The 18788-nt window shown below is 61.5% G+C and carries 18 protein-coding genes and 1 tRNA gene; 13 read left to right on the forward strand and 6 right to left on the reverse strand.

The annotated features are described in order from the left end of the window. The first annotated feature begins 3 nt into the window (after positions 1–3). A complete protein-coding gene (gene purH / locus HME9302_RS12125) occupies positions 4–1593 on the forward strand; it encodes a bifunctional phosphoribosylaminoimidazolecarboxamide formyltransferase/IMP cyclohydrolase (protein WP_115367225.1) in 1590 nt (529 codons plus the stop codon). On the opposite strand, the gene HME9302_RS12130 is transcribed toward purH, so the two are convergent. Beyond that, positions 1594–2445, reverse strand: a complete 852-nt coding sequence (locus tag HME9302_RS12130) for an META domain-containing protein (protein WP_115367226.1) — start codon at positions 2443–2445, stop codon at positions 1594–1596. A gap of 131 nt (positions 2446–2576) precedes the next feature. Between HME9302_RS12130 and HME9302_RS13345 the strand changes: the two genes are divergently transcribed. The 3 genes from HME9302_RS13345 to HME9302_RS12140 are packed head-to-tail and all read left to right on the forward strand — an operon-like array spanning position 2577 to position 3917. Then, a complete protein-coding gene (locus HME9302_RS13345; RefSeq protein ID WP_181815767.1) occupies positions 2577–2729 on the forward strand; it encodes a hypothetical protein in 153 nt (50 codons plus the stop codon). Then, entirely contained in the window at positions 2726–3403 is a 678-nt protein-coding gene (gene msrA / locus HME9302_RS12135) for a peptide-methionine (S)-S-oxide reductase MsrA (RefSeq protein WP_115367227.1), read from the forward strand. Before HME9302_RS13345 ends, msrA begins: the two co-directional genes overlap by 4 nt. Positions 3404–3449: 46 nt before the next feature. Continuing rightward, positions 3450–3917, forward strand: a complete 468-nt coding sequence (locus HME9302_RS12140; RefSeq protein WP_115367228.1) for a Fur family transcriptional regulator — start codon at positions 3450–3452, stop codon at positions 3915–3917. 99 nt (positions 3918–4016) lie between these two features. Here the strand turns inward: HME9302_RS12140 and HME9302_RS12145 are convergent, their stop codons facing one another. Further along, positions 4017–4769, reverse strand: coding sequence for an SDR family NAD(P)-dependent oxidoreductase (locus tag HME9302_RS12145; protein ID WP_115367229.1), 753 nt, complete (start codon positions 4767–4769; stop codon positions 4017–4019). Between the two features lie 152 nt (positions 4770–4921). On the opposite strand from HME9302_RS12145, the gene HME9302_RS12150 reads away from it, so the two are divergent. Both HME9302_RS12150 and dxs read left to right on the forward strand, forming a co-directional pair. Continuing rightward, positions 4922–5242 carry an ArsR/SmtB family transcription factor gene (locus HME9302_RS12150; protein WP_115367230.1) on the forward strand — a complete coding sequence of 107 codons (321 nt, stop codon included), beginning with the start codon at positions 4922–4924 and terminating at the stop codon, positions 5240–5242. Between the two features lie 46 nt (positions 5243–5288). Further along, positions 5289–7220, forward strand: a complete 1932-nt coding sequence (dxs, locus tag HME9302_RS12155; RefSeq protein ID WP_115367231.1) for a 1-deoxy-D-xylulose-5-phosphate synthase — start codon at positions 5289–5291, stop codon at positions 7218–7220. A 64-nt stretch (positions 7221–7284) separates the two neighbouring features. On the opposite strand, the gene HME9302_RS12160 is transcribed toward dxs, so the two are convergent. Genes HME9302_RS12160 through HME9302_RS12175 form a run of 4 tightly spaced genes read right to left on the reverse strand, consistent with a single transcriptional unit; the run spans position 7285 to position 12450 of the window. Then, a complete protein-coding gene (locus HME9302_RS12160; protein WP_230079999.1) occupies positions 7285–7788 on the reverse strand; it encodes an FKBP-type peptidyl-prolyl cis-trans isomerase in 504 nt (167 codons plus the stop codon). Beyond that, positions 7785–9176 (reverse strand): amidohydrolase family protein, encoded by a 1392-nt coding sequence (locus tag HME9302_RS12165; protein WP_115367232.1) that lies wholly within the window; start codon positions 9174–9176, stop codon positions 7785–7787. The genes HME9302_RS12160 and HME9302_RS12165 overlap by 4 nt, the downstream gene beginning before the upstream one ends. Beyond that, complete coding sequence (locus tag HME9302_RS12170) at positions 9173–10558, reverse strand: amidohydrolase (RefSeq protein ID WP_181815768.1); 1386 nt, start codon at positions 10556–10558, stop codon at positions 9173–9175. Before HME9302_RS12170 ends, HME9302_RS12165 begins: the two co-directional genes overlap by 4 nt. Before the next feature lie 47 nt (positions 10559–10605). After that, the gene (locus HME9302_RS12175; protein ID WP_115367233.1) at positions 10606–12450 is read right to left on the reverse strand and encodes a peptide MFS transporter; all 1845 of its coding nucleotides are present in this window, start codon (positions 12448–12450) and stop codon (positions 10606–10608) included. A 255-nt stretch (positions 12451–12705) separates the two neighbouring features. Here HME9302_RS12175 and HME9302_RS12180 point away from each other — a divergent pair, with 255 nt between their 5' ends. The 7 genes from HME9302_RS12180 (at position 12706) to HME9302_RS12210 (ending at position 18782) form a co-directional block, all read left to right on the forward strand. Next, positions 12706–13053, forward strand: coding sequence for a GntR family transcriptional regulator (locus HME9302_RS12180; protein WP_115367745.1), 348 nt, complete (start codon positions 12706–12708; stop codon positions 13051–13053). Between the two features lie 128 nt (positions 13054–13181). Then, the gene (locus HME9302_RS12185; RefSeq protein WP_115367234.1) at positions 13182–13463 is read left to right on the forward strand and encodes an integration host factor subunit beta; all 282 of its coding nucleotides are present in this window, start codon (positions 13182–13184) and stop codon (positions 13461–13463) included. A gap of 202 nt (positions 13464–13665) precedes the next feature. Further along, positions 13666–13750, forward strand: a tRNA-Leu gene (locus HME9302_RS12190). Between the two features lie 205 nt (positions 13751–13955). Continuing rightward, on the forward strand, positions 13956–14741 hold the full coding sequence (locus HME9302_RS12195) for a PilZ domain-containing protein (RefSeq protein ID WP_115367235.1): 786 nt from the start codon (positions 13956–13958) through the stop codon (positions 14739–14741). Positions 14742–14815: 74 nt separating this feature from the next. Then, entirely contained in the window at positions 14816–16447 is a 1632-nt protein-coding gene (locus HME9302_RS12200; protein WP_115367236.1) for an NAD(P)/FAD-dependent oxidoreductase, read from the forward strand. 122 nt (positions 16448–16569) lie between these two features. Further along, on the forward strand, positions 16570–16998 hold the full coding sequence (locus tag HME9302_RS12205) for a GtrA family protein (RefSeq protein ID WP_115367237.1): 429 nt from the start codon (positions 16570–16572) through the stop codon (positions 16996–16998). Continuing rightward, positions 16998–18782, forward strand: a complete 1785-nt coding sequence (locus tag HME9302_RS12210) for a hypothetical protein (RefSeq protein ID WP_115367238.1) — start codon at positions 16998–17000, stop codon at positions 18780–18782. The genes HME9302_RS12205 and HME9302_RS12210 overlap by 1 nt, the downstream gene beginning before the upstream one ends. The last annotated feature ends 6 nt before the right edge of the window (positions 18783–18788 follow it).

The following is an 18788-nucleotide window of genomic DNA, read 5'->3' on the forward strand; positions in this document are numbered from 1 at the left end:
CAAATGACTGACGTTACGATCAAGCGGGCCCTGCTGTCGGTGTCCGACAAGACCGGCGTTGCCGATCTGGGCAAGATGTTGGCCGCGCGCGGCGTTGAACTCGTGTCTACTGGCGGCACTGCGAAGGCGCTGCGCGATGCGGGACTGGCAGTGCGCGATGTGTCGGACCTGACCGGCTTTCCCGAAATGATGGACGGACGGGTCAAGACGCTACACCCGATGGTCCATGGCGGGCTGCTGGCGGTGCGCGACAATCCCGAACATGCGGCGGCGATGGACGAACACGGCATCGGCGCGATCGACCTGGTGGTGGTGAACCTCTACCCGTTCGTGCAGACCGTGGCGAAGGGCGCGGACCGCCCTGAAATCATCGAGAACATCGATATCGGCGGGCCGAGCATGGTCCGGTCTGCCGCCAAGAATCACGGTTTCGTCACGATCCTGACCGATCCCGCCGATTACGGCACGCTGGCAGACGAGCTGGACGGGCATGACGGCGCGACGTCCCAACCGTTCCGCGCACGCATGGCCGCCAAGGCGTTTGCTGCCACCGCCGCCTATGACAGCGCGATCGCCAGCTGGTTCGGCTTTGCCGATCAAGGCGAGAAATTCCCGCCCCGCCGCACCATCGCGAGCAAGCTTGCAGGCAAACTTCGCTACGGTGAAAACCCGCATCAGGATGCGGCGCTGTACCTGCCGGAAGGGCCGCACACGTCCGGTCTGCCGCAGGCTGAGCAAATTCAGGGCAAGGCGCTCAGCTACAACAATTACAACGATGCCAATGCCGCGCTGGAACTGGTGGCGGAGTTTGCCGGCGGCGCGCCAGCCTGCGTGATCGTGAAACACGCCAACCCGTGCGGCGTGGCGCAGGCCGACACGCTGATCGATGCGTGGCAGGGCGCGCTCGAATGCGACAGCGTATCGGCATTTGGCGGGATCGTGGCAGTGAATCGCCCGCTGGATGCGGAAACGGCCACGGCCATCACGAAAATCTTCACCGAAGTGGTGGTTGCGCCCGGTGCGGACGATGAAGCGCTCGAAATCTTTGCAAAAAAGAAAAACCTGCGCCTGCTCCTGGTGGACGGCTTCCCCGATCCGCGCCGCGTCGGCCAGACGCTGGCAATCATCGCGGGCGGCATCCTTACGCAGGACCGCGACAATGGCGCGGTCATTGCGGACGATCTGAAAGTGGTCACCAAGCGCGCACCGACGGATCAGGAGGTGCGCGACTGCCTGTTCGCATGGACCGTGGCGCGGCACACCAAATCGAATGCCATCGTCTACGCTAAAAACGGAATTACGGCGGGTATCGGCGCGGGCCAGATGAACCGACGTGACAGCAGCCGCATCGCCGCGATGAAGGCCGCCGAAGCTGCGCAGACGTTCGGTTGGGACCAGGCGCGAACCGTTGGCAGCGCAGTGGCATCCGATGCGTTCTTCCCCTTCGCGGATGGCTTGCTATCGGCCGCCGAGGCAGGAGCAACAGCCGTCATCCAGCCCGGCGGCTCGATCCGTGACGACGAGGTAATTGCCGCTGCCGACGAAGCGGGACTGGCGATGGTTTATACCGGAATGCGCCACTTCCGGCATTGATTACCGGTCGCGGGTCGGCGGTTCCGAAATACGCTGCAGCAGGATCGGCTCCGGCCCAGTAAGTTGCAGCTTATCTTTCGCCAGCAGGCGATAGCCGGTCACCATCTCGGCCGCAGCTAACAGGCTTGCCTCCGCCTCCATCAGCAGTGGTTCGCACCGCATCTGTGTGCTAGCAAAACTGCCTATGACAAGTCGCCCTGCCTTGGGTGAGGACCATTGCGCGCCGCCGCTGTTGCATCCCGCGCTGGCGCTGTACCAATTCGGTGCGAAGCTGACCGATGCGGGCTTTGGCCCTTTCCATGCGGCACCAGCAACAGATACGACGCGCCAATCCCCCTCCAAGTCCGGAACCGGACCGATGCGCCTTTTCAGTTCGGCCATGGTCCCATCGGTCGCCGTCAGCGTCAGTGTACCGTCGCCGCTAACCGCCCATGCGTTGGCCTGATCGACGAACCGCGCTAGGGTACGCTCCAGCTCAGGCGCTGCAGCGGTTGAGCATTTGGCGATCACCACCGCTTCGCGCCGCCAGGTTCGCAGCGTCCCGTCTGCCCCGGCTGCATAAAACGCCGGATGCCCGCCACCACATCCGGCTTCGTGACTGAAAAACTCGTCGCTTTGAAAATGTACGATGCCGATATCCGCACTGTTGCCAGATGGATATGCCAGTTCGCCGATGCGCTGGACCATCCATTGTCCCCCGAGCATGGTTGCGGCTTCGGCATCTGCCGCCGGTGTCGCCGCTGCCGGTGCAGGCGTGGGTGCGCGATCAGTGGTGGGTGGCGGAACACAAGCGGCCACCGACAAAGCGGACGCGATACCCGCCGCCACTACCACCGCCTTCACATGCCACATCGCACCGCCCCTGTTTTCTGCAAGTTACGCAGTGTCCGCCCGATCACCTGAACGCAAGGCAACGCCGCAATTCAGCGATTGCTAACAGGTGCTGCTGTAACCATCTGGCTTATTCATTCGAAAGAGTCCTCATGACCAGTTTTCTGAAATCCGAAGTTACCCGCCTTGTTGCAGCCGGCTTCACCATCGGCACCGCATTTTCCATCATCCAGATGGACTCTGCCGCACGGTCCGAAATCGCGCCTGCGATCCTGGGTGCGGTATTGGGTCTGGCTGGACTGTGAGGCGCATACTTCCCTTTTTCGCGGCTGCCGGGCTCGTTCTGTCAGCTTGCAACGGTCCCGCCATTGCCGCTGAAAACGTGGTCGCCGCACCTCTGGCCAAACGGGTCGCCAAGGAAGGCGCGGGTTTGAAAACTGCGATTTTCGCAGGCGGATGTTTCTGGGGTATCGAAGCGGTTTTCAGTCATACCAAGGGCGTCAAAAGCGCGATTGCCGGCTATCATGGCGGCAACAAGGCGACCGCCACCTACGCGCAAACCAACACCGGCGTCACTGGGCATGCGGAAGCGGTGAAGGTGGTCTACGATCCAAAGGTTGTGCGCTACGACCAGCTGCTGCGTATTTTCTTCTCCGTTGGGGCCGATCCAACCGTGCGCAACCGGCAGGGCCCTGATCGCGGCCCGCAATATCGCGCCGCGCTGGTTCCAGTCAGCAAGGAACAGCGCATCGTGGCGGCGTCTTATCTCAAACAGATGCAGGCCAGCGGCAAGTGGTCGCGCCCGATCGTGACCGAGATCGAACCGCACAAGACGTTCTACAAGGCGGAAGCCTATCATCAGGACTTTGCCGCGAAGAACCCGGGCCACCCCTATATCCGGCGGTGGGATGCGCCCAAGGTGAACGCGCTGAAGCGGCTGTACCCTTCCAAATACCGCGCCACTTTCAAGCGAGGGTAACAGCGCGCGGGTAGAAGCGGACGACGGCAGTCGCTATATCGCCGTCATGGGCGAAGCTGCAAAACACCATCACCACGAACATTCCGGCGAAAAGCTGGTCGATGCCGCGCGCAATTCCCTGGTGGAATCGGGCGAACAATGGACTGGTATGCGCGAGGCAGTGTTCGCCGAACTCGCCCGGCACGAACGCCCTGCCAGCGCCTACGACATTGCCGACAATCTGGGTAAGGCACGCGGCAAGCGGGTGGCCGCCAACAGCATTTACCGCATTCTCGACCTGTTCGTGGCCAACAACCTCGCCATGCGGGTCGAAAGCGCCAACGCCTACCTCGCCAACACACATCCCGGCTGCGCGCATGATTGCATCTTCATGGTGTGCGACGAATGCGGAGAAGCCACCCATGTCGATGACGACGCGGTATCGCAGCGCATCAGAGGCGTTGCAGCGGAAAGCAATTTCACGGCGCGGCGCCCGATTATCGAAATTCGCGGGCTATGCAGCGCCTGCCGGTAATCCCTTCGCTTTAAACGAAAGCCCGCCGCTGCTGCTTTGCGGTTATCCGGAGAAGCGGGCAGGGCGGGCTTCGGTCAAGTCGGTCTGAGCCGAACTGGTTTATAGCTTCGCGCCTCCCGACGCGTCGATCACCTGGCCGGTAACCCAGCCACTATCCGGACCGGCCAGAAATGCGGCCACTCCGGCGATATCGTCCGGCTGGCCGATCCGTTTCAGCGCCTGCATGTTGCGCGCATTCTCACCGCCTTCTTCGCTTTCCAGCCAAGCGGACATATCGGTCAGAATGGCGCCCGGTGCCACTGCGTTTACGCGGATGCCACGTGGGCCCCATTCGGCTGCAAGGTCGCGCACCAGCGTGTTCACCGCGCCTTTGGTCAGCGCATAAGCGGGTATTCCGGAAAAATGCGTCTGAGCCACGATGGAGCTGGTGAACACCACGCGGGCATCATCCGCAAACCTGTCCGCCAGCCCCGTTGCCAGCAGGAATGGTGCGCGGACATTCACTGCCAATTGCCGGTCGATCACCGCCGCATCGGTATCGGCAAAGTCCACGAACTCGGCCACTCCGGCGTTATTCACCAGGATATCGAGCTTGGCCTCGCCCAGCAGCCTCTCGGTTTCGCGAGCCAGTTCTGCCGGTCCTGCGGGGTCGAGCAGATCACCTTGCAGCGAAACGGCGGAGCCACCCTCGTCCGCGATTTCTTTGACAAGAGCGTCGGCGGCGTCGGCGGACTGGCCATAATGCACTAGCACATGCGCCCCGTCGGCAGCGAGACGGCGGGCAATAGCCGCGCCGATCCCGCGCGAGGCCCCGGTAACAAGGGCAGTTTGGTTGTGAAGTGATTTGCTCATGATATTCGTCCTTGATTGTGGGCTGGCAACAACCCTGCTCGGGGGCCGCGGCATTGCGACCATGTCGATGAAATAGGCGCATTGAGCATTAGTTCAATATATCCGAACAATAGAAAAATTGAAGTTCGACATTCCGGAACTATATCGTTTGTGTGGCCCGCTTCATTCACCCTGACCTTGCAGATGTACCGCTTGCCGCGGCGCTGCACGCGCTGGCCGATCCATCACGCCTGAATATCGTGCGCCGTCTGGACGAAGATCGCCGTGATGGTGGCGCCGGGCTATCATGCAGCGACGCAGCTTGCCCCGAACTTCCGCGGGCGACGATGTCGAACCATTACAACATCCTACGCGCAGCTGGACTGGTCGAGGCTCGCAAGGACGGCGTTCGGGTGCTGCATCGGTTGCGCCGCCAGGCGGTGGATGCTCGGTTCCCCGAGCTACTCAATGCCGTGCTCGCCGCTTCGGCCTGATTCTCGTTCATCGACACGCAGGCTGCCACTTGGTAAGCATGATGGGATGACAGCTCCCAAGACCCCGCTCCTCGACACGGTGGATATGCCCGCCGACCTGCGCAAGCTCGACAAGTCGCAATTGCGCCAGCTGGCCGATGAACTGCGGGACGAGATGATTTCCGCCGTCGGCAGTACCGGCGGGCATCTCGGTTCGGGCCTCGGCGTGGTGGAACTGACCACGGCCATCCATTACGTGTTCAACACGCCTGACGATCGGTTGATCTGGGATGTCGGCCACCAGGCCTATCCGCACAAGATCTTGACCGGCAGGCGCGACCGTATCCGCACCCTGCGTCAGGGTGGCGGACTGTCCGGCTTCACCAAGCGGACCGAGAGCGAATACGACCCGTTCGGCGCGGCGCATTCCAGCACGTCCATCTCGGCCGCGCTGGGCTTTGCAGTGGCCAACAAGCTCAACGACACGCCGGGCAAGGGCATTGCCGTCATCGGTGACGGCGCGATGAGCGCGGGCATGGCGTATGAGGCGATGAACAATGCCGAGCAGGCAGGCAATCGGCTGGTGGTCATTCTGAACGACAACGACATGTCGATTGCTCCGCCGGTGGGCGGCCTGTCGGCCTATCTGGCGCGCATGGTGTCGAGCAGCGAATATCTCGGCCTGCGCAGCCTCGCGTCAAAACTGGTGAAGAAGATGTCGCGCCGGGTGCACAATTCGCTCGGTAAGGCGGAAGAATTCACGCGCGGTATGGTGACCGGTGGAACCTTGTTCGAGGAACTGGGCTTCTATTATGTCGGCCCGATCGACGGGCACAATCTCGACCATTTGATCCCGGTGCTGGAAAACGTGCGCGATGCGGAAGATGGCCCGGTTCTGGTCCATGTCGTCACCAAGAAGGGCAAGGGTTACGCCCCTGCCGAAGACAGCGCCGACAAATATCACGGTGTGCCCAAATTCGACGTGGTCACGGGCGAGAAAGCGAAATCCGCCGCCGGCCCGCCCGCTTATCAGAACGTGTTCGGGGAAACGCTGGCCAAACTGGCCGATAATGATCCGCGTATCTGCGCGATTACCGCTGCCATGCCGAGCGGTACGGGCGTCGATAAATTTGCCGCCGCGCATCCCACCCGCGCCTTCGATGTCGGCATTGCGGAACAGCACGGCGTGACCTTCGCCGCCGGGTTGGCAGCGCAGGGAATGCGGCCATTCGCAGCGATTTACTCAACCTTCCTGCAGCGCGCCTATGATCAGGTGGTGCATGATGTCGCGATCCAGAACCTGCCGGTGCGCTTTGCCATCGACCGGGCTGGTCTGGTGGGCGCGGACGGCGCGACCCATGCGGGCAGTTTCGACATTACCTATCTGGCTTCGCTTCCCAATTTCGTTGTGATGGCCGCCGCGGACGAGGCGGAACTGGTTCATATGACTTACACCGCCGCTGAACATGACAGCGGCCCTATCGCCCTGCGCTATCCGCGCGGCAATGGCGTGGGCGTGGACTTGCCCGAAACACCCATATTGCTGGAAATCGGCAAGGGACGCGTGGTGCGCGAAGGCAGCAAGGTCGCGCTGCTGTCGCTCGGCACGCGGCTGGCCGAAGCGCAAAAGGCCGCCGACCAGTTGGAAGCCAAAGGTTTGAGTACGACGGTGGCCGATCTGCGCTTTGCCAAGCCGCTTGATACCGATCTGATTGCACGGCTGATGCGTGACCATGAGGTGGTGGTCACGGTGGAGGAAGCCGCCATTGGCGGGCTGGGCGCGCATGTGCTCACTTATGCCAGTGACGAGGGGTTGACCGATGCGGGCCTGAAAATCCGCACGCTCCGCTTGCCAGACCGGTTCCAGGATCAGGACGCACCGGACAAGCAATATGACGAAGCCGGCCTGAACGCGCCGCAAATCGTCGAGACTGTGCTGAAGGCGCTACGCCACAACACCGCCGGGGACGATCAGCGCGTGGAAGAGGCACGCGCCTGAGAGAAACGCGGAAAGGGCAATTTGCTGGGCCGTACAGGTAGCGGAAGCGGCTAAGCGTCCGAGCCTATTGTTCGGCAATTCCCAGTAGCTCAACCTTGAACATCAGCGTTGCTCCGCCGGGAATGCGCGGGTTGCCCGTCACTCCGTAAGCAAGACTGGCAGGGGACGCGATTTCAATCGTGTCGCCCACAGCCATTTTCGGAATGGCGAGCTGCCAGGCGGAGATCAGACGGCCGAGCGGGAATTCCACCGGCTCCCCGCGGTCGTAGGAACTGTCGAACGTTTCCCCATCCACAAACGTGCCTGCGTAGTGAACCTTGACCGTATCGGCCACGGTCGGGCGGGGGCCAATGCCATCGCCCGCGACCCTGCGCCACATCAGACCGCCATCGATGTAACCCCAGCCATCTTCGGCCGACAGTGTCGCGATAGCCGCCTGCTGGCGGTTATGCCACGCGGCGTCCTGCGCATGGTTAGTCGCGTCCGCCGAACGATCCTGTGCGGTTACACCCGATGCACTCGCTAACATGGCAGCTGCGGCAAACAGGGTGACGCTACGCCTGCTCACCAGTCATACGCCTTGGGCAGATCGCTTTCGTCGAGATCGCGGTAGCGTTCTCGCAGGCGGGTCTGGTGGTTGCTGACCGGTTGCAGCACGCCGTCGATATAAACGGCGGTCGGCGCACTCGACAGCTCGAGCGGATCGCCATCCCATATGACGATATCGCCCGCAGCGCCGGTGGCGAGCACCCCGAACTGACCGCCATAGCCGGCGATCTCTGCCGGGACCGAGGTGATGGTGGCTAGCGCCTGGCCCCAGCTCAATCCAGATGCGCCGGGAATCTTGCCAAGCGCCACCAGATTGCCGGCATATTGCGGCGAATTGCGCGGCTGTTCGATACCGTTGCCGAGCCTGCCGATAGCGACCTTTACTCCGGCAGCGACCATGCGGCCAACATTGCTTTGCGTGGCGGCCAGCTGTTCGAAACTGGACGGCAGATCGTCGAGCGGATCGGCTATCACCGGCACGCCGGCAGCAGCGATTTCGCTTGCGACCAGCCAGCCTTCGCTGACACCGGCAAGCACCAGGTCGAGCGCGGGGAATTCGTTCCGCAGTGCCAACACCGCGCGAATGTCGGCCGCGCGTTCGACCACGACATAGAGCGGCTGCGTGCCATCCAGCACCGGCACCAGTGCAGCAGCGTCGAAGCGTGTTAGCAATACGTCGCTGCCGCGATCAGTTTCGTTCCGGGCCATGCGGTTGTCCGGCCCCAGATCGTCGCCCTGCCGGGGTGCGCCGCGCGCTGCCCGGCCGCCGGGAATCATTTCCCCGCTGCCGACATCGCGCGCCTCACGCAGGGCGTTGCGAAGCAGTGCGTGGGCGCTTGTCCGGCTGCCACCCGCCAGACGCGCGCCATATTCGCCCAGTGCGACCATCTGGAACGCGCGCGGGCGGACCACCATGTCAGGGTCTGCGCCAAGGTCCACGATTGCGCCCTGTCCGCCGAAGATCGAGCTGGCGGGTGCCGACACGATGCTTGCCCTTGTGACGCCGCCCGCGCGGCTGACCGCGACATGCTGCGACGAGGGGTTGAGAGCGGGTGCAATGTCAAGCGCGGCGCTGAAGGGCGAATTTCCGGCCGTGAGATCGTTGCTTTCGCTCACTGCGCCCACGTCCCACAAGCCGAGCGTGGTGGCGGCGGCGAAGATGCCGGGCGTGACCCATTTGCCGGTGCCGTCGACAGTCTGCATTCCGGCAGGAACGGTTACGCCGCGCCCAGCCGCGACGACCTTGCCGCTGCGCACGACGACCGTTGCGCCTTCCATCGGCTCGCTGCCGTCGCCGGTGGCCACTGTGGCGTTGGTGATCGCGATGTCCTGCGCGCAAAGCCCCGCTGGTGTCGCGAGCGCGACCACAGCAGTCGCAGTAGCAAGGATGTGCGAGAAGCGGCTCATTTCACGTCCCCTTCACCGGGTTGGCCAAGCTCGAAATCGCTCACCGGTCGGCGTTTCGGATCCATCGCATCATATAGCAGCGCGCCATCGACCCAGACCTTTTCCGGCCGCGAATAGACCGACAGCGGGTTGCCGTTCCACAGCACCACATCGGCCATCTTGCCCGCTTCCAGACTGCCGGTCATTGCTTCGACGCCCATCGCCTTGGCTGCGTTCAGTGTGATCCAGCGGATGACTTCGGCATCGGCAATCTCGATCCCCATGCGGCGACCGGCGTGCTGCGCCTTGGCAGCCTCCTGATTCAGGCGTTGGATACCGTTTTCATCGTCGGAGTGAATGACCACGCAGGCGCCCTGTTTCTGCAGCAGCGCCGCGTTTTCAGGGATCGCGTCATAGGCTTCCATCTTGAAACCGTACCAGTCCGCCCAGATCGCGCTGCACACGTCGTTTTCGCGCAGCAAATCGCCAATCTTGTAGCTTTCGATGGCGTGGTGGAAGGCGGTCACCTTGTAACCCATCTCTTTCGCCATATCCATGACGAGTGCCATTTCGTCGGCGCGGTAGCAGTGATTGTGGACCAGGATATCGCCGTCGAGCACGCCGGCCAGTGTCTCTTTGGCCAGGTCGCGCTTGTCACGGTCGCCATCGGCGTAGACCTTAGCATCCAACCACGTCTGGCGATTGATGGCGAAGTTGCCCATCCGGGTGGACGGCGCGCGCCCACGGCCGCCATAAACGCGCTTGGGGTTTTCACCGCAGGCCATCTTGAAGCCATAGGGTGCGCCGGGGAATTTCATGCCCTGCACCGTGCGGCTGGGCACGTTTTTCAAAGTGGAGGACCGTCCGCCCATCAGGTTCGCGCTGCCGGGAAGGACTTGCAGGCTGGTGATCCCGCCATTGGCCATCGCGCGGCTGAAACCGGGGTCCTGCGGCCAGACGGAGTGTTCCGCCCAGACTTCGGGCGTGGTCGGGCTGGTGGCTTCGTTGCCGTCGGAATGCGCGTCCACGCTGGGGCTGGGATAATCGCCCAGATGGGAATGCACGTCGATAATACCCGGCGTCACATATTTGCCGGTCCCATCGATGCGGGTGTAGCCATCGGTGCCGAGCGATGCGTCGCCGATGCCCACGATCTTGCCGCCGGAAAACAGCACCGTGCCGTTGTCGATCCGCCCGCCGGCCCCGTCGAACACGGTCGCGCCGACCAGAGCGGTGGGCGCGCCGGGATAGGGTTCGTAGGTCGAGGCGAAGGGAACGCGGTCATTATCGCCTAGCGGCGCACCGCGAGCGGAGGCAACATCGCCCCTATTATTGTCGCCGGAGGTGGAACAGGCCGCGAGCATAGCCGCGCCTGCAAGTGTTGCCATGGCGCGGATATGCATCGCGATATTCCTCATTCCAATTCAGTACCTGTCAGTCGCTTATACAATTAGCCCTTTGGGCGCGTCGCGGGATGAATGCCCGCTTCCTGCTGTTCCAGACCGGCCTGCGACAGCCCTTCCAGATCATCACCCACATTATCGTCGGCCAGCGTATCGAGATGCATCAACTTTTTAATCAGCGGACTAATCACCATCGCCGCCACACCGATACCCATCGCATACCAGCCAACTGTTCCATACACATCGAGGACAAGCTGCTTGCCTGCAGCCTCGCTGACATTTTCTGCACCAGTCGCAGCCGCAATAAGACCAGCGGCGAAGTTACCAGTGGCTGACGCGAAGAACCAAGTACCCATAATCAGCGAAGCCATATGAGTAGGTGCCAACCGGTTCATCGCCGATAGACCCACCGGGCTAAGGCACAATTCACCAGTTGTGTGCAGCAGGTAGATCAGGAAGATGAAAATCACAGGGGTCGGAATATTGACCCCAACGGACTCGGCACCCCATTTAAGGACCAGGAAGCCGAGGCCCACCTGCACCAAAGCCAAGCCGAACTTCATTGGCGTAGACGGCTCGGCCCCCTTTCGCGCCAATCCCTGCCACAGCATTGCGAATATCGGTGCCAGCAGAACGATGTAAATCGCGTTGATTGACTGGAACATGGATGCGTTCACACCCTGCGTATCCACGTGGCGGTCGGTAAACAGATTGAGGCTGGAGCCCGCCTGTTCGAACAACGCCCAGAACACAACCGACACAATGATCAGGAACATTGCCGAAACAATACGGTCGCGGTCGTGGGCAACTTTGCCGATCATCTGCGTAACCAAGACGGTCAGAACCGTTCCCCCGCCGATGACGGCCGGCCATTTCGCACCTTCGTTACCGATTACGAGGAAGAACATCGAAAGTACGAGCAGCGCCGCACCGGCCATGAATACCATGAAAGCCGGCCGCGGGGCATTGGCATAGCTACCGTAGGGAAGCTGGAATGTGGCAATAGCCAGAACATAACAGACCAATGCTGCCCCGAATGTCCCAAGGAATACGCCAACTTCGTCCTGAAACTGAATAGCAATCCAGCAGAACGCGACCATTGCGAGGCCGACGCCGTAAATGCCCCATTCCCTGCCGCCTGCGATGCGTTCCGGATGCTGGCTTTCGCCGCGCCCCAGCAGCAACGGTTTGCCGACGACAAAGAAAATCAGTCCAATCAACATGCCTGCCCCGGCAAGGCCAAAGCCCCAGCTCCAACCCCATTCGGGGCTCTGGCCAAGATAACCGCAGATGATAGCGGCGGTCGCGGCGCCAACATTAATTCCCATGTAAAAAATGGTATAAGCCGGGTCGCGGCGGATATCGGTACGCGAGTAGAGCTGCCCGACGATGACTGAAATGTTCGCCTTCAGGAACCCGGAGCCGACGATGATAAGCGCCAACGCTGCCCAGAAAACGTTGATAGTCGGATCAGCCTGTCCGCCATCACCTTCAAACGCCATGAAGAAGTGCCCGAAGGTCAACAGGACCGCACCAAAAAGCACAGCCTTGCGTTGACCCAGATAGCGGTCGGCCAGATATCCGCCAATGACGGGAGTGATATAAACGAGCGCGGTATAGGCCCCGTAAATTATCGAGGCGTCGGAATCCGAAAAGGCCCAGTGCTGAACCAGATAGAAAATCAACAGCGCCCGCATACCGTAATAGGAAAAGCGTTCCCACATTTCGGCCATGAAAAGGAGGAAAAGCCCCTTGGGGTGCCCAACGACTTCAGCCGTCGGCCGCGTTACCAGAAACAGACCACCCAGCAGGAATCCTGCCAGCGCGACTACAGCCACCCAGAAGGCGATAGCCTCATATGCGGAATCGAAGGTAAAGATCAGCTCATACATGGGCCCGGCGCCCTCCCTGCACATATTATTATGGGCCGGCCCCTCCGCCGACAGTCAAGCGCCGCACCCTAGCGGCGAATTCGGTTCTGTGAAGTGGAAGTTTCAAGCGAAACTGTCATTTCGCTGTTCTGAACAGGATTACGGACCGGAAACGTCATGATCCGCCGCGCTGCCTTGCGCCTGGATGTATAGTACCACAACCTTGACCTGCCCGGGTGTATTATGGCAGTGATGCACCTCCTTCCGGAGACCCGAATGTCCGAACCTGCCCGTCCTGTATATTTGAAGCTGCGCGACATGATTGCCGCGGCGATCATGGATGGGCGGTATGCCGAAGGGGCCATGTTGCCATCGGTACGCGCTTTCGCGGCGGAGCAGGGGGCCAATCCACTCACCGTGGCCAAGGCGTATCAACAATTCCAGTCCGACGGGCTGGTCGCTGTGCAGCGCGGGGTTGGCATGTATGTAACCAAGGGCGCCGCCGACAAGTTGCGCACTGCCGAACGGCAGGCCTTTCTCAGTGGGGAGTGGCCGGAAATAAAAGCCCGGATGCAACGTCTACGGATCGATCCGGCCGCTCTTTTGACGCAGGAATCTGCCTGATTAACGCGCCCAGACAGCCCAGATGTTTCCCGGGGGACTTGACTTGGATTAAGTCAAGTGGTGAGAAACTACGTAATCTTTGAAACGAAACCGTCCTTTGCACGAACCGGATTACCGGAAGGATTTTCATGATACGTTCCGAATTACTGGAAGCTTTGCAGAAGGACAATCCCGACCTGAAGCCCGACGAGGTGGAGCAGGTGCTGGACGTTTTCTTCAGTGAAATCGCAAACCGCCTTGCGGAAGGCGGCCGGGTCGAACTTCGCGGTTTCGGTGCCTTTTCCACGCGCGAACGCAAGGCGCGTAAAGGCCGTAACCCGCGCACCGGGGAGGCAGTGGACGTACCGGCGAAGCGGGTGCCGTATTTCAAACCGGGCAAGGACATGCGCGAGCGTCTCAACGCCGGCTGATCTGCAATAGGGGAATTGCCGGAGCGTTCCGGTTCTCCCCCTGCACTTGCTATCCTCATTTCCTTATTCGCATTTGTCTGGCTAAGGCGTTCAGCCTTGGCCCGATTGCGCCGCCCGCCGACGCGCGGTAGGGGCAAATCGTCAAGCCGTTTCGGCCCTGTTGAAGCGCAGGGCCGTTTTTGAGACACAAAGGCTTGCGCGCGCGGGTGTGGCGGAATGGTAGACGCAAGGGACTTAAAATCCCTCGACCTTTGGTCATGTGGGTTCGAGTCCCACCACCCGCACCATCCTTTCAGCGCGCATTCCTTCCGGCGCAACCTCCGGCCGGAGGCCCCCATGCCGCGATATGCCGCAACATGCTGCGATGTTTGCGGTGCGTGTTCGCGAAATGTCTCTGAAATTCGGTAGTTACCCCTAACCGCCGGGCCATTTCCCGGCAAACCGATGTGATTATGCCTCGGATCCATTGTTCTCCACCGGAGAGAGGGTCCGATGAATCACAACGCTATTTCGCCGCCGCAGCCGCGACCGCAAGTCTCGTCCGCATCGCCCGCTCCTTCGAGCCCGGCATCCAATAACGCCGCCGGTCACGACCGCTACGATGCCGATATGCCCAGCGACATCGATGGTCGGCAGGATGAACGGGTCACGCTGCTGATCCGTCCAGCCAAGCTGATTACCGGCAGGGGGGAGTTCCTGGCGGTCATCAGAGACGTGTCGAGCTCCGGACTGTGCCTGCGCTTTTTCCATCCTGGCCCTTCGGACCATCGCTGCGAACTGGAATTGAGAAGCGGCCAGCGGCATCGTCTGGACCGGGTCTGGGGCCGGGAGATGGAAGCTGGGTTCCGCTTCCACGAACCCACCGATCTGCGCCTGATCGTTTCTGAAAAAGGTCCCTATGGCAGCCGCCATTTGCGCTTTTCCCTGGACCTTGCGGTCCAGTTGCGCGTCCGCGGCGCGTCTGGCCGCGCGCAAATGCTTAACCTGTCGCAACAAGGTGCTCTGGTGCGTTGCGATCAGCCTCTGGCCACAGAACAGCGCCTGATTCTGACCGCAGACGGCCTGCCCGAAATCGAGGCGCGCGTTCGCTGGTGCAGGGGCGACCTTTATGGCCTCGTGCTCGACACCACCATCTCGATGCGCGAACTGGCCTGTTTCGTGGCGACGTTGCAGGGGGCAGGTAACCACGCGGCCTACCGGCACGAAGCGATGTCTGGAATGGCTATGCATCGGGCCGCGGTAAACCTGCCATCGCACGGAGACCCGCACCCGCGTTAACTTTAGCCTAACCAATTTCCTTCACTCCCAAGTGAGCCAAGAATTTTGGCAAATGATCATGGGGGCCTGTATCGATGACCGCACATAATGCCGGAACCGGCTCACACCAGCTGGATGTCGACGTGGCGATCGTAGGCGCGGGACCTGCCGGACTGACAGCTGGTTATCTGCTGACGAAGCAGGGTAAATCAGTCGCGATCATCGAGAAGGACGCCACTTACGTTGGCGGCATCAGCCGCACGGTGGAACATGACGGATACCGCTTCGACATCGGCGGACACCGGTTTTTCTCCAAAAGCCAGCAGGTCGTCGATCTGTGGAACGAGATATTACCCGACGATTTCATCCAGCGCCCGCGGATGAGCCGCATCTATTACGAAGGCAAATTCTACAGCTATCCCTTGCGCGCGTTCGAAGCGCTGGGGAATCTGGGCATCTGGCGCAGCACTGCCTGCATGGCGAGCTATCTGCGCTACAAACTGTTTCCAGTGAAGAACGTGGAAAGCTTCGAGGACTGGACCATCAACCAGTTCGGCAAGAAATTGTATTCGATCTTTTTCAAGACCTACACCGAAAAAGTGTGGGGTATGCCATGCGACGAAATGAGCGCGGACTGGGCGGCCCAGCGGATCAAGGGGTTGAGCCTGTGGAGCGCGGTTATCGACGGGCTGAAACGCTCGCTCGGCCTCAACAAGAGGCCAAATGACGGGCAGGAACACAAGACGCTGCTGGAAACCTTTCGCTACCCGCGCCTAGGCCCGGGCATGATGTGGGATGCGGCGCGCGACAAGATCGTGGCCGCTGGCGGCACCGTGCATATGGGTCACGGCCTCAAGCAGATGTCGCAAGGGTCGGACGATAGCTGGCGGGTCACGGCGGACGGGCCCGATGGCGAACTGGCGATCCGTGCGAAGCATGTCATCAGCAGCGCGCCAATGCGCGAACTCGCCGCACGCCTCCACCCCCTGCCCGACACCGCGTGGAACGGCGGACAGCTGAAATACCGTGACTTCCTGACCGTGGCGTTGATGATCCGATCGGAAGACCTGTTTCCCGACAACTGGATCTATATCCACGACGATTCGGTGAAAGTCGGCCGGGTACAGAACTTCCGCAGCTGGTCGCCCGAGATGGTGCCCGATCCCGATGTCGCCTGCGTGGGCCTGGAATATTTCTGCTTCGAGAATGACGGCCTCTGGTCGATGGATGACGATGCGCTTGTCGAATTGGCCGCGAAGGAAATGCAGGCGCTGGGCCTGGCCGATCCGGCCGATGTGGTCGGCGGCGCGGTGGTGCGGCAGGAAAAGGCGTATCCGGTCTATGACGGCGACTACGCGTCCCATGTCGAGGCTCTGCGGCAGGAACTGGAAGAAACGCATCCAACGCTGCACTTGGTCGGACGCAACGGGATGCACCGTTACAACAATCAGGATCACGCCATGATGACGGCGATGCTGACGGTGGAGAACATTCTCGCCGGAAGCCGCGTCTACGACACATGGTGCGTTAACGAAGACGCTGAATATCACGAGGCGGGTGACGAGGGCGCACAAGCTGCGCTGCCGGCGCGCGAAACAGGCGGGGCGGATAATGCGCCAGCTTCAAGACCATTGTCGGACGATCAGGTCGCGGCGCTCACATCGTTGCGCGGTGTGCCGGAACGGATTGCCGCCGATGGTAAATCGAAAGATAACCGCGCGGCGTGAAATTGTAAAAATCTTTACCTTAATAAAGGCATAGGGAAGCAATTGACCGACTGCGGGCTGCTGTGTGCCGCGCAGAATATCGACGGGTTCGTCGCAAGGGCAAAGGGGGGAGGCGCATTGGTATGAACTGGCTGCTGGCCCTGCTCCGCAATTTGCGTCTGCTGCCCTATCTGCTGGCCAGCATTGGTGCGCTGGCGCTGGATATCGCGTGCTTCCTGTCATTGATGCAGATCGGGCTCGATCCCGCGCCCGCATCGGCTGCCGGTTACAGTTTCGGCATCCTGGCCCACTGGCTGCTGTCCAGCCGCACGGTTTTTACCGACAACGTCGCGGATGGCGGGTTTGAACGCTGGCGGCAAAAGGCGCTGTTCGTCGTTTCCGCCTTCATCGGTTTGCTGCTTACGACGCTGATTGTGGGGAGCGCCGACAATGCGGGGTTCGATCCGCGGCTGGCCAAACTGATTGCAGTGTTCGTCAGTTTCACCGCAACCTGGTTATTGCGCGCCCTCGTGGTGTTCCGCGCGCCTGCGCTGGACCGGAGGGCGGGCTGATGTCGTTTATCGAACGCCGTCGCAATCTGGTCTCTGTCGATCTGCTGCTGATCGTGGGCCTTGCCTGGCTGATGATCTGCGCTGTCCTGCTGGTCACCAATATTGGTCCCATTTCCGCGGCACGTTTCCCCGATCCGGACGATACGCTGCGGCTGGTGCAGGTGCGCGATTTGCTGGCCGGACAAAGCTGGTTCGACCTTCAGCAGTACCGTATCGATGCCGCTGCCGGCGGCGTGGCGATGCACTGGTCGCGCCTCGTGGACATCCCCCTGATGCTGGTTATCGCCGCGCTGACCCCGATTATCGGACAATCGGCAGCGGAGATGACTGCGCTGGTTACCGTGCCGCTGGTGACCTTCGGTATTGCCCTGCTGCTTGCAGGCCGGATTGCGTGGCGCCTGATCGGGGAGGAGGCGGCCGGGTTCGCGTGCCTCGCCATGGCACTGTCCATTCCCGTCATTTCGCAATTGCGGCCCATGCGGATCGACCACCACGGGTGGCAGATCGTGTTCGCGTTATTGGCAGTCAACGGGCTGGTGGCGCGCAACCCTGCGCTGGGCGGCCGCCTCGTCGGTGCGGCACTGGCGTTCTGGATGGCGATATCGATCGAGGGTCTGCCGCTGGCCGCTGTAATCTGTGCATTGGCGGCATTCCGCTGGCTGCGCGACCGGAAGGACCGGGTGCTGTTCGTCAATCTGGTAGTCAGTCTGGCCGCGGTGTCGGTTGTGCTGCTGCTGTTGACACGTGGCATGGCCGGCCTGGTTAATTACTGCGACGCTATCGGCCCAGCGCATGTGGGCATTTTCATGATTGGTGCGGCCGGCGCGGCGTTTCTTTCGTGGATGGAACCCATATCGCGCGTGGCGCTGATGACAGGTTTTGCCGCTATTGGTGCCGCTGCGTTTACTGTTGTGTGGCAAGTCGTCCCGCAATGCGCAGGCGGCGGCTTTGCCGGGATGGATCCGGTTGTGGCCGGGTTCTGGTTCGATGGTGTGCTGGAAGGCATGCCTATCTGGCACCAGACGCCCGCGCTGGCGCTGCAGACGATTGTGCCGCCGCTGTTGGGCATTGCAGCCGCGATCAAGCTTGCGCGGCAGAATGGCGGATGGCTCGCCCGCTGGTGGCTCGATTATGCGATACTTCTGGTGGCAGGTCTGCTCGTGGCAGTGTTCGTAACCCGCGCCGGGGCGGTGGCGGGCGCGCTCGCTGCAATACCGCTTGGCTGGCAGATCGCCGTCTGGGTGCGCGCTGCGCGCCATGTTCGCAAACCCGGCAAACGGGCGTTGGCGCTGATCGCCATCTGCCTTGCGCTATTGCCCACCATGCCGCTGACATTGCTGACCGTGGCCATCCCTGCCAGCGCGAGTTCGCGGCTTGGCACCGTGCCGGTCCAACGCGTGGCCAGCTGCGATATTCCGCGGGCCGGCAAATTCCTGCGTGCATTGCCGCAGGGCGAGATACTCAGCCCGTTCGATATCGGGCCGCGCCTGCTGTATGAAACGCAGCATGAGGTGGTCGCCACCGCACATCATCGCGGCCAGCCGGGGATGCGCGCCGCAATCGATATCTTCGCCGGGACACCTGCCGATGCGCGCGATCGGCTCGCGGCACGCGGCACCGACTATATCGCCATATGTCCTGATCTGATCGAGCCTGCGCGCTATGTCGAAATGGCACCGAACGGCCTGATGGCGCAGCTTGTATCGGGCGACACACCCGATTGGCTGGAGCCGCTGGCGACCGCGCGCAACAACGGCATGGCGATCTACCGCATTCGGCCATAATTGAGA

Origin of the sequence: Alteripontixanthobacter maritimus, from assembly GCF_003340475.1 — a bacterium.
In the GTDB taxonomy this organism is placed as follows: Bacteria; Pseudomonadota; Alphaproteobacteria; order Sphingomonadales; family Sphingomonadaceae; genus Alteripontixanthobacter; species Alteripontixanthobacter maritimus.

Bases quoted from the DNA above. Each gene is read 5' to 3' on its own strand.
- purH (WP_115367225.1), top strand. From the start codon at position 4: ATGACTGACGTTACGATCAAGCGGGCCCTGCTGTCGGTGTCCGACAAG.
- HME9302_RS12130 (WP_115367226.1), bottom strand. From the start codon at position 2,445: ATGTGGCATGTGAAGGCGGTGGTAGTGGCGGCGGGTATCGCGTCCGCT.
- HME9302_RS13345 (WP_181815767.1), top strand. From the start codon at position 2,577: ATGACCAGTTTTCTGAAATCCGAAGTTACCCGCCTTGTTGCAGCCGGC.
- HME9302_RS12140 (WP_115367228.1), top strand. From the start codon at position 3,450: ATGGGCGAAGCTGCAAAACACCATCACCACGAACATTCCGGCGAAAAG.
- HME9302_RS12145 (WP_115367229.1), bottom strand. From the start codon at position 4,769: ATGAGCAAATCACTTCACAACCAAACTGCCCTTGTTACCGGGGCCTCG.
- dxs (WP_115367231.1), top strand. From the start codon at position 5,289: ATGACAGCTCCCAAGACCCCGCTCCTCGACACGGTGGATATGCCCGCC.
- HME9302_RS12165 (WP_115367232.1), bottom strand. From the start codon at position 9,176: ATGAGCCGCTTCTCGCACATCCTTGCTACTGCGACTGCTGTGGTCGCG.
- HME9302_RS12170 (WP_181815768.1), bottom strand. From the start codon at position 10,558: ATGCATATCCGCGCCATGGCAACACTTGCAGGCGCGGCTATGCTCGCG.
- HME9302_RS12175 (WP_115367233.1), bottom strand. From the start codon at position 12,450: ATGTATGAGCTGATCTTTACCTTCGATTCCGCATATGAGGCTATCGCC.
- HME9302_RS12180 (WP_115367745.1), top strand. From the start codon at position 12,706: ATGTCCGAACCTGCCCGTCCTGTATATTTGAAGCTGCGCGACATGATT.
- HME9302_RS12185 (WP_115367234.1), top strand. From the start codon at position 13,182: ATGATACGTTCCGAATTACTGGAAGCTTTGCAGAAGGACAATCCCGAC.
- HME9302_RS12195 (WP_115367235.1), top strand. From the start codon at position 13,956: ATGAATCACAACGCTATTTCGCCGCCGCAGCCGCGACCGCAAGTCTCG.
- HME9302_RS12200 (WP_115367236.1), top strand. From the start codon at position 14,816: ATGACCGCACATAATGCCGGAACCGGCTCACACCAGCTGGATGTCGAC.
- HME9302_RS12205 (WP_115367237.1), top strand. From the start codon at position 16,570: ATGAACTGGCTGCTGGCCCTGCTCCGCAATTTGCGTCTGCTGCCCTAT.
- HME9302_RS12210 (WP_115367238.1), top strand. From the start codon at position 16,998: ATGTCGTTTATCGAACGCCGTCGCAATCTGGTCTCTGTCGATCTGCTG.